Source organism: Streptomyces hydrogenans, assembly GCF_014656075.1.
GTDB lineage: Bacteria > Actinomycetota > Actinomycetes > Streptomycetales > Streptomycetaceae > Streptomyces > Streptomyces hydrogenans.
Genome location: NZ_BNBS01000264.1, coordinates 1 through 3,080, shown reverse-complemented (window position 1 = coordinate 3,080; position 3,080 = coordinate 1). Strand labels below are relative to the sequence as shown.

At 74.3% G+C, this 3,080-nt stretch carries 4 protein-coding genes; 1 reads left to right on the top strand and 3 read right to left on the bottom strand.

From position 1 onward, the window contains the following. Positions 1–98 precede the first annotated feature (98 nt). Both IE321_RS41195 and IE321_RS41190 read right to left on the bottom strand, forming a co-directional pair. The gene (locus IE321_RS41195; RefSeq protein ID WP_190226741.1) at positions 99–551 is read right to left on the bottom strand and encodes an SRPBCC family protein; all 453 of its coding nucleotides are present in this window, start codon (positions 549–551) and stop codon (positions 99–101) included. 150 nt (positions 552–701) lie between these two features. Then, a complete protein-coding gene (locus tag IE321_RS41190) occupies positions 702–1,076 on the bottom strand; it encodes a PRC-barrel domain-containing protein (protein ID WP_190226740.1) in 375 nt (124 codons plus the stop codon). A 450-nt stretch (positions 1,077–1,526) separates the two neighbouring features. Here IE321_RS41190 and IE321_RS41185 point away from each other — a divergent pair, with 450 nt between their 5' ends. Further along, complete coding sequence (locus IE321_RS41185; protein WP_190226739.1) at positions 1,527–2,441, top strand: serine/threonine-protein kinase; 915 nt, start codon at positions 1,527–1,529, stop codon at positions 2,439–2,441. 204 nt (positions 2,442–2,645) lie between these two features. Here IE321_RS41185 and IE321_RS41180 read toward each other — a convergent pair. Continuing rightward, a partial coding sequence (locus tag IE321_RS41180) for a hypothetical protein (RefSeq protein ID WP_229916855.1) occupies positions 2,646–3,080 on the bottom strand: 435 nt, incomplete at its 5' end.

The following is a 3,080-nucleotide window of genomic DNA, read 5'->3' as shown; positions in this document are numbered from 1 at the left end:
CCCGGGGGGGGCGGTCGTGGGGCCGTCAGGCCGCGGCGGAAGGGGAGGCGGCGGGCCGACGGCGTGGGGGCGGTTCCCCGGGCGCGTTCACCGGCCGCTCAGACCGATCCGCGCCAGGCGCCGGTCTCCTGGCCGCCTCGCTCCTCGATGAACGACTTGAACCGCTTGAGGTCGCCGGTCACCTTGCGCTTGACGAACCCGAGCTTGTCGCCGACCTGCTCGGTCAGCCCCTCGGGGGCGAAGTCCATCTGGAGCATGACCTTCGTCCGGCGCTCGTCGAGGCGGTGGAACGTGACGACGCCCGCCTGGCGCGCCTCGCCCTCGACCGTCGTCCAGGCGACGCGTTCGTCCGGGATCTGCTCGGTGACGACGGCGTCGAACTCGCGCCGTACACCGCCGATCTCCGTGACCCAGTGGGTGAGCGTGTCCGTACGCTGGTCGATCCGCTCCACCCCGTCCATGAAGCGGGGGAACTCCTCGAACTGCGTCCACTGGTCGTACACCCGCCGGACCGGGACCTCGACCTCGACGGACTCCTCTACCTTCGACATGCCGACACCTTTCTTCGGGTGGGTGTTCCTCCGCGTCGCGGACGGATCGTCGTGATGCGCGTGACCCGTCCCGGAGGCCTCACACCTCTCGTTCGCAAACGGATGCTTCTCGTGGTCCCGGAACCCGTACGCGGGGCCGCCGACGGTTCGTCAGAAAGGGCCCATGCCGCCCGGGAAGGGGCCGCCCGTCCGGTAGTGCTGGGCGAGGTCCTCGCGGTACTGCTGGTCGGCGAGGTGCTTGTCGGAGACGAACTCGGGTGCGTCCTTGACCTGTTCCTTGGACAGGGCGAGGTGGAGGACGTGCTCCTCCAGGTCGACGCGGTTCACCGCGCTCGCCGGGATCAGGACCTCCTTGCCGAAGATCCACACGCCCGTGTCCACGACCAGGTAGGAGTCGTCGACCTCGTCGGAGTGCTTGTCCACCTTGCCGATGTGGCCGTCGGACGCCTCGACCTTCCATCCGGTGAGGTCGGTGCCCGCCAGGTGGCCGGACTCCGTGCTGTAGGACCACAGGTGATCGGTCATCGCTGTCACTCCTCTGTCGGTGTGTTCACTGTCTCCGCGTCCCCGCGGGGGGCCGGCGGCCGACGTGCGCGCCGCCTCGGGGCGGGCTCTGCCGCCGCCGGCCACCACGGACGCCAGGGGTGCCACGCACGAGCGCCGTCCGCCGACGGCGCTCGTGCCGGCGAGTGATCCCCGGCCGTGTCCGCTCCTCCCCGAGGGTCGGACAGCGTCCGCGTACCCGGGGGTCCCGGGATCATTCCGCCGATCCGAGGAAGACCGGATTTTGGAGGTCCGGATCCGGAGGGCGGAGCGGATGCCCGGCTCGTGCCGTCGTCGTCTTCTCCTTCCTCCGGAGGATGTTCATGGCGCTTCGGGGCACGCGACTGGCGCGAGCCCGCGCACGCCCGAACGGGCGGCGCCTCCGTCGACCGGCCCGTCGGCAGCGGCCGGCCCCACCCCCAGGGAGCATCGATGCAGGTCCGTACGAGGCCCGTCCACCCGGATCCCACACCGGCGGCCCGCGCCGTCGCCGGCCGGTACCGACTCGACCGGCTCCTGGGCCGCGGCGGCGCGGCCGACGTGTACGAGTCCCTGGACCTGCGGCTGCGGCGCCCGGTGGCGGTGAAGGTGTTCCGCCCCGCGGACGCCGGCCGGGCCCACGCGCAGTGCGGGGCGGAGGCCCGGCTCCTGGCACGGATGCACCATCCCGGCCTGGTCACGCTCCACGACTCCGGCGACGACGGGGGCCGACCCTTCCTGGTCCTGGGGCTCGTGCGCGGGACGACCCTGCGGCGGCGGATAGCCCGGGGGGTCCTCACACCCGCCGAGACCTGCCGTACGGGCGCCGCCCTGGCCTCGGCCCTCGCCCATGTGCACGCCCACGGGGTCGTCCACCGTGACCTCAAGCCGTCGAACATCCTGCTGGACCGGACGGAGACCCCGCTCCTCTCGGACTTCGGCATCTCGCGCCGCTTCGGAGGATCTGCGGACGTCGCGCCCCCGGGCGACGGGACGCTCGTCGGAACCGCCGCCTACATGGCGCCCGAGCAGGCCCTCGGCCGGAGCACGGGGCCCGCCGCCGATGTGTACAGCCTCGGTCTGGTGCTCCTCGAAGCGCTGAAGGGCGAGGCCGAGTACGGCGGCACTCCTCTGGAGGCCGCGGTGGCGCACCTGGACCGCTCCCCGGTGCTTCCGCCGGGCCTCGCGACGGGGCTCGCCGGACTGCTGACGGCCATGACCGCCCGCTCCCCCGGCGCGCGGCCCGACGCGGCGGCCTGTGCCCGGGCCCTCGCCGACCCCCGGACCGCCGGAGGCGCCACGGCACCCTCCCCCGGCGCCGCCCCGCGCCGGCGCACCCGGGAACGACGCCTGCTCGGCCGCCGCTGACGACGGCACGGCGAAGCCCCGCGCCAGGTAGGGCGTGGGGCCTCGTCATGGGGGGCGTGGGGCTTCGTCATGAGGGGTGTGGGGCGTCGTCACGTATGTCCCCTCCCCCGGACGCCGGCGGCTTGGGCGCGCCGCGGGCCCGGCGGTGCGGGCCGGTAAGCCGTGCGCACCGCCGGGCCGGATGCCGGGGCCCCTGGCCGGGCGTCAGGTGGACAGGAGGCGGTGGAACAGGGCGCGGTACTGGCACAGGGCGCGGCGCAGGCTCTCGGTGTCCGCCTCCAGCCCCTGGCTCCACTGGCTCTCCAGGCTGTTCCGGTGCCGGGCGAAGGTGTCGGCCAGGTTCCTCATCACGTCGCCGACGAGCACGTCCGCCGCGTGGACCGCCTGGCGGGGATCGTCGACGAAGCGGCCCTGGACCTCGTGCCAGCGCCTGCGGAACTCCGCCTCCTCCTCGGCGCCGAGGAGGTCCGGGATCCCTTCCGCGTCCGCGCCGGTGTCGTGGGCGTCCTGTCCCGGGCGCTGTGGGGCGGGCGCGGCGTGACGGGCGTGGCCGGTGGGCGCGGGGCCCGGGGGCGCGGACGGCACGGGCGGAGCCTGAGGAGCGGGCGGTTGCACGGGGGGCGCCTGCCGGGGGTAGAT